The organism is Alkalihalobacillus alcalophilus ATCC 27647 = CGMCC 1.3604, from assembly GCF_000292245.2.
Lineage (GTDB): Bacteria > Bacillota > Bacilli > Bacillales > Bacillaceae_D > Alkalihalobacillus > Alkalihalobacillus alcalophilus.
Genome location: NZ_ALPT02000017.1, coordinates 60,307 through 66,306, shown reverse-complemented (window position 1 = coordinate 66,306; position 6,000 = coordinate 60,307). Strand labels below are relative to the sequence as shown.

Genomic DNA, 6,000 nt, shown 5'->3' with positions numbered 1-6,000 from the left:
TTACAGTACGAATAACCGGTGATTAGTAATGAAAAAAGAGGATTGGTCTGATTACGGAGCGAATAATCGGTGATAGGTAATGAAAATTGAGAATCGCTGAAATTACAGTGCGAATAACAGATGATTAGTAATGAAAAAAGAGGATTGGTCTGATTACAGTACGAATAACCGGTGATAGGTAATGAAATCTGAGAACCGCTATAATTACAGTGCGAATAAAAGGTGATGAGTCATTAAACTTTAAATGCCGGTTTCACTTTGATCCTTAGTTCTCTATCCAAATCCTTCAGCCTTGATTTGCTAGTAGTTTTAGACTTTTTTAAAGGGCTGTGATATAGTCAAAAACGTAATCATTTTTGTTGATTTGGAAGGGGTAAATATTGAAATGCTACATCAATTTTCACGTAATGAATTAGCGATTGGTCATGATGGCCTTGATAAATTGAAAAACAGTACTGTTGCTGTTTTAGGAATTGGTGGGGTTGGTTCGTTTTCGGCAGAAGCTCTTGCTCGCTCTGGTGTTGGGCGTCTTGTTTTAGTTGATAAGGATGATGTTGATATTACAAACGTTAACCGTCAAATTCATGCTTTGCTTTCAACAGTTGGCCGTCAAAAGGTTGAACTTATGAAAGAAAGAATTGCAGACATTAATCCAGATTGTGAAGTAATTGCTCTTAAAATGTTTTATACGGAAGAAACATATGAGCAATTTTTTTCCTATGGGCTTGATTATGTTATTGATGCAAGTGATACGATCTCTTATAAAATTCACTTAATTAAAGAATGTTTGTCACGTAAAATCCCGATTATCTCTAGCATGGGAGCGGCTAACAAAATGGATCCAACTCGCCTGCGTGTAACAGATATTTCGAAAACAAGCTATGATCCAATTGCGAAAGTGATTCGAACAAAATTAAGAAAAGAAGGAATCCATAAAGGTGTCGATGTTGTCTTTTCTGATGAGCAACCGATTAAAATTCGTGAGGACATTCGTAAGGAAATCGTCCCTGAAGCAGCGGAACAAGGCAAAATTCGCAAAGCGAAAATGCCGCCATCCTCAAATGCCTTCGTACCATCTGTAGCTGGTCTAATTATGGCCGGACATGTGATTACGAACTTATTAGAAGGAATTGAAATTTCGAGATAAAGCTCTAGGGTAGAATTTTTAACTTCACTTGGAGAAACGATTTAATAGGCAACCTTTATAATTTCGGGAAGAAACTCGATTTTATGAGGTTGTCTTTTTTGATCATTTTGTTCAATTATTAAGAACTCAACTTTCGTATCGAGAAAATCCGTTCAACTAGTTGGCAGAGCGAAAGGGAAGCTCTTAAACAAATGCTCTTGACACGTTAGAAAAGCGAGAACGTACTATCACACAAAACGGATAAACTGTGCATCAAGAAAAAATAGACAATGTACAATGCACTTCGGCTGTCGCTCCCAAAACCATACTCCGCTAGATAATGGAATCGAATCTAGGTTCAGTTTTCTCATTGAACAAAAAAACAGTTATTACTTCAACGTACATGAGCTTGAGAATGATTTTTCTCCTTCCATGACTCATTCCGTTACAGTTGTAAACAAATCCGTGTTGATGCTCTGTACATTAGCTAGATGATCGAGCTTGTTTATCCTGTCTTTTGATGACTACAGACTTAGGAAAAAATAGGTGGCAACGACCTATTTAGTTCCATAACCAACAAAGTGAAGAAGAAGGTCCTTCTGCGTTAGAAATAGCTGATTGAGGATGGCCATATCATCAAGCCTCTCCACGACACTTAGCGGACAAAACCATACGGAGACTCCCGCGGGAATAAACCGTGGAGCGAGACCCCGCAAGGCTTGCCGAGGAGGCTCGCAAGGTTCCCGCAGGACGCGGAGTATGGTTTTGGTAGCGACAGCCGAAGTGCTTCTTTTAGTGAACAGTTTCCTTCAACTGCCTACTAAGAAAGAGATGTGTTCAGACTGTCAACGATTGAACCGTTCATGTAAAGTCCATTTGAGCATTGTATCTCCCTAAAGTCAATCTCTATCAACGGTCAAGGGTCAATCAAACGCTGTGAAAGTTGAGTTAAGAATAAATAAAAAGTAAGGTTCAAGAAAAAATCGCACGACTTTTCCATGTAAACGGTTGAAAGATTGTGTATTCTCTATTATACTGATAGCACTTACATTAAGTGATCAGATCACCTTATCAATGAGGAGAAGAAAGAAGGAATCGCAATGAAAGTTTCATTATTTGTTACCTGTTTAAGTGATATTTTTTATACGGAAGTTGGTAAGGATGTTGTCGAAGTATTGGAACGTCTCGGCTGTGAGATCGATTTTCCGAGACAACAAACGTGCTGTGGACAGCCTGCCTATAATAGTGGCTATCATAAAGAGACAAGAGAAGTAGCGAAAAATATGATTAAAGCATTTGAGCATGCCGATTATGTTGTATCACCGTCTGGATCATGTGCCGCGATGCTTCATGAGTACCCACATCTATTTAAAGATGACCATGAATGGAAAGAGAAAGCTGAAAAATTAGCGAATAAAACATTTGAATTTACTCAATTTATTGTTGATGTCTTAAAGGTGGAAGACGTTGGGGCTAAATTACCTGTAAAAGCTACATACCATACATCCTGTCATATGACTCGTCTTCTCGGTGTCAAAGATGCTCCGATGACGTTATTACAAAATGTGGACGGATTAGAATTTACGAGTTTACCAAATAAAGAGAACTGCTGTGGTTTTGGTGGAACATTCTCAGTTAAAATGGTGCCGATTTCAGAACAAATGGTGAATGAGAAAGTCGCTCATGTTGAATCGACTAAGGCAGAAGTTTTAATTGGAGCAGATTGTGGTTGCTTAATGAATATTGGTGGGCGTATTGACCGTCAAGGAAAACCAATTAAAACGATGCACATTGCGCAAGTACTGAACTCAAGATAAGTAGGGAGAGAAACAATCATGGCCATGAAAATTGGGGATCAAGCGTTTAATAGTCGTGTCGATAAAGGGGTAAAAGATACCTTTATGCGTAATGCAGTAGTTTCTGCTCAAGAGCGTTTAAAAAACGGACGTATTAATGCTGCAGAGGAATTAGGGAATTGGGAAGACTGGCGTGATTTATCCGAAGAAATTCGTCAGCATACATTAGAAAACTTAGATTTTTATTTGGAACAGTTGACTGATAATGTGACAAAACAAGGTGGGCATGTCTTTTTTGCTCAAACGGCTGATGAGGCAAATGAATATATTCGCCAAGTAGCCAAAGAGAAGAATGCGAAAAAAGTTATTAAGTCTAAATCAATGGTTACAGAAGAGATAAGTATGAATGAAGCATTAGAAGAGCTTGGCTGTGAAGTGATTGAAACGGATTTAGGGGAATATATTTTGCAAATTGACGATCATGACCCGCCGTCACATATTGTGGCTCCGGCTCTTCATAAAAATAAAGAGCAAATTCGCGAAACGTTTGAAGTGAAAAAAGGTTATACGAAATCTTCCAAACCTGAAGAGCTTGCTTTATTTGCTCGAGAACAATTACGTGGTGAATTTTTAACTGCTGATTTGGGGATTACAGGTTGTAACTTTGCGGTAGCAGAGACAGGAAGTATTTCACTTGTAACAAATGAAGGAAATGCTCGTTTAGCTTCGACATTACCTAAAACACAAATTACGGTGATGGGAATGGAACGAATTGTCCCAACTTGGCAGGAACTTGATATTTTAGTAAGTATGCTTTGTCGTAGTGCTGTTGGACAAAAGCTTACGAGCTATGTAACTGGTTTGACAGGTCCAAAGGGAGAAACAGATATTGATGGCCCAGAAGAATTCCATTTAGTCATCGTTGATAATGGACGTTCCAACATTTTAGGAACGGAATTTCAATCGGCCCTACAATGTATTCGTTGTGCCGCCTGTATTAATGTTTGTCCGATTTATCGTCATATCGGCGGCCATGCTTACGGATCGATATATCCTGGACCAATCGGAGCGGTCTTATCGCCATTATTAGGTGGATATGATGAATATAAAGAGCTTCCTTACGCGTCAAGCTTATGTGCAGCTTGTACGGATGCCTGTCCAGTTAAAATTCCATTACATGAATTATTAATTAAACACCGTCAAAATATTGTCGAGGAGCAAGGGAAAGCTCCTATCGGTGAAAAGCTTGCAATGAAAGGATTTGGAATAGCCGCAAGCTCTCCAAAATTCTTTAGCAGTGCGAGCAAGTTTGCTCCAACGATTGCGAGTCCTTTTGCCAAAGGTGGAAAAATTTCAAAAGGTCCTGGTCCAGTAAAACCATGGACAGACATTCGTGATTTTCCTGAGCCAGCAAAAGAATCATTCCGAAATTGGTTCGAAAAACGTGAGAAAAAGGGTGACAAGTCATGAGTCGAGGGACGGTTCATAATCAAGATAAATTTTTAGATAAAATTGCATCAAGTTTAGGGAGAGAGCGAAAGCGTGAAGGGGTTGTACGTCCACAATGGAAAAAAGAACCTCAGCGTACCGTTTTTGCAGATGAAACACCCGATCAGCTTGTGGAACGTTTAAAAGAACAATGTACAAGAATTCATACGACGTTTGAACGTGTGATGTTAGATGGGTTGTCTAAAAAGCTTGCAGAAGTGATGGAGCGATATGATGGAAAGGAAATCATTTATTGGAAGGACGAACGTTTTGAACGTTTTGGTGTAAAAAAAGCGTTTGAAGACTATCCAGTTGATGGGGCTGAATTTTATGAATGGGATAAGGATAAAGGTGATGAAAATATTACACTGGCCGAACGTGCGGATATTGGAATTACATTTTCTGATATAACTTTAGCAGAGTCTGGAACCGTCGTGTTATTAAGCAATGATGGCAAAGGACGTTCTGTTAGCTTATTGCCAACAAGTTATATCGCGATTATCCCTAAAAGTACGATCGTTCCAAGGATGACACAAGCGACTGATATGTTGCATGAGCTTGCCCAAAAAGAAGGGGAATTTCCACGGTGCGTAAACTTCATTTCAGGTCCAAGTAATAGTGCAGACATTGAAATGAACCTCGTTGTCGGAGTACACGGACCAATCCGGGCTACTTATATTATTGTTGATGATATGTAAACTAAAGAAGAAGGTTTCTCTTTGGAAGGAGCTGACCCAAAACCTTCCTCTAATATGAAAAGCCGGTGACATTTTAAACGAGTAAAATGTCACCGGCTTTCATTATTTAGCGACTCTTTCTAGGTTTCCGTTCTTGTCCATCTTAAATGTTGGATTATGAAGGGATTCTTCATCTTCAAGAACAGCCATTCTCCTGGCACGATTCATGATTTGAATAAGAGACTGATAATCTTCTTCAATGATACTAGTATCTTGTTTTAATTTATTTAGTTCTGATTGTAAATGTTTTACTTCACCACGTAGATTCTCGTTCTCTTTTTCTAATACTTCAGCTTTGACTTGCCACATGGAGGATGATTGGTTGGATTGGGCCAATGATTGTAAATATTGAATGACTCCATGAATATCCATTTCCTCAGAAGTCTCGGTATCGAATTTTGGTGAGAGTTTTGGTGTTGACCAAGCTGGGTTAGCTGGTGGAGCTGCATAATAATAATTGTAACTTGCTGCTCTTTTCCGTTCTTTTCTCTCTTTTTTTGCTTCCTCAATTTGATTTATATATCTAGCACGAACTACTGCATTCCAGCGGAAACCGCAAGCAGCAGATGTACGGTTTAGTTCATCTCCTACTTCATCAAAAGCACGTAATTGTGTACTTCCTTCTTTAATATGCTTTAAAACCGTTTCTGCTAATAACACATCATCTTCATGTGACCATGCATCTTGTCTTATTTTCATCTCATTCAGCTCCTTAATTCCTTTGTTTACTGTTCAAGTTTTCTCTCTATATATAGAGTCGTTACAAGTTCACTATTTTGTTTCTAATAGTTTTTAATATAACCAAATTTAAATAGTAATATACGACACTGTCGAAAATTAAGGGATTAATAAA

5 protein-coding genes are annotated in these 6,000 nt (G+C 38.6%); 4 read left to right on the top strand and 1 reads right to left on the bottom strand.

Annotation, left to right across the window (positions count from 1 at the left end):
• Window positions 1-385: 385 nt before the first annotated feature.
• The 4 genes from BALCAV_RS06625 (at window position 386) to BALCAV_RS06610 (ending at window position 5,108) form a co-directional block, all read left to right on the top strand.
• Window positions 386-1,147: a tRNA threonylcarbamoyladenosine dehydratase gene (locus tag BALCAV_RS06625; protein WP_003324683.1), complete on the top strand. Its 762-nt coding sequence runs from the start codon at window positions 386-388 to the stop codon at window positions 1,145-1,147.
• A gap of 1,079 nt (window positions 1,148-2,226) precedes the next feature.
• Window positions 2,227-2,943, top strand: coding sequence for a (Fe-S)-binding protein (locus tag BALCAV_RS06620; RefSeq protein WP_003324757.1), 717 nt, complete (start codon window positions 2,227-2,229; stop codon window positions 2,941-2,943).
• A gap of 18 nt (window positions 2,944-2,961) precedes the next feature.
• On the top strand, window positions 2,962-4,392 hold the full coding sequence (locus BALCAV_RS06615; protein WP_003324756.1) for a LutB/LldF family L-lactate oxidation iron-sulfur protein: 1,431 nt from the start codon (window positions 2,962-2,964) through the stop codon (window positions 4,390-4,392).
• Entirely contained in the window at window positions 4,389-5,108 is a 720-nt protein-coding gene (locus BALCAV_RS06610) for a LutC/YkgG family protein (protein ID WP_003324755.1), read from the top strand. The genes BALCAV_RS06615 and BALCAV_RS06610 overlap by 4 nt, the downstream gene beginning before the upstream one ends.
• A gap of 102 nt (window positions 5,109-5,210) precedes the next feature.
• Here BALCAV_RS06610 and BALCAV_RS06605 read toward each other — a convergent pair whose 3' ends face one another.
• Complete coding sequence (locus BALCAV_RS06605) at window positions 5,211-5,846, bottom strand: RsfA family transcriptional regulator (RefSeq protein WP_003324540.1); 636 nt, start codon at window positions 5,844-5,846, stop codon at window positions 5,211-5,213.
• Window positions 5,847-6,000 lie beyond the last annotated feature (154 nt).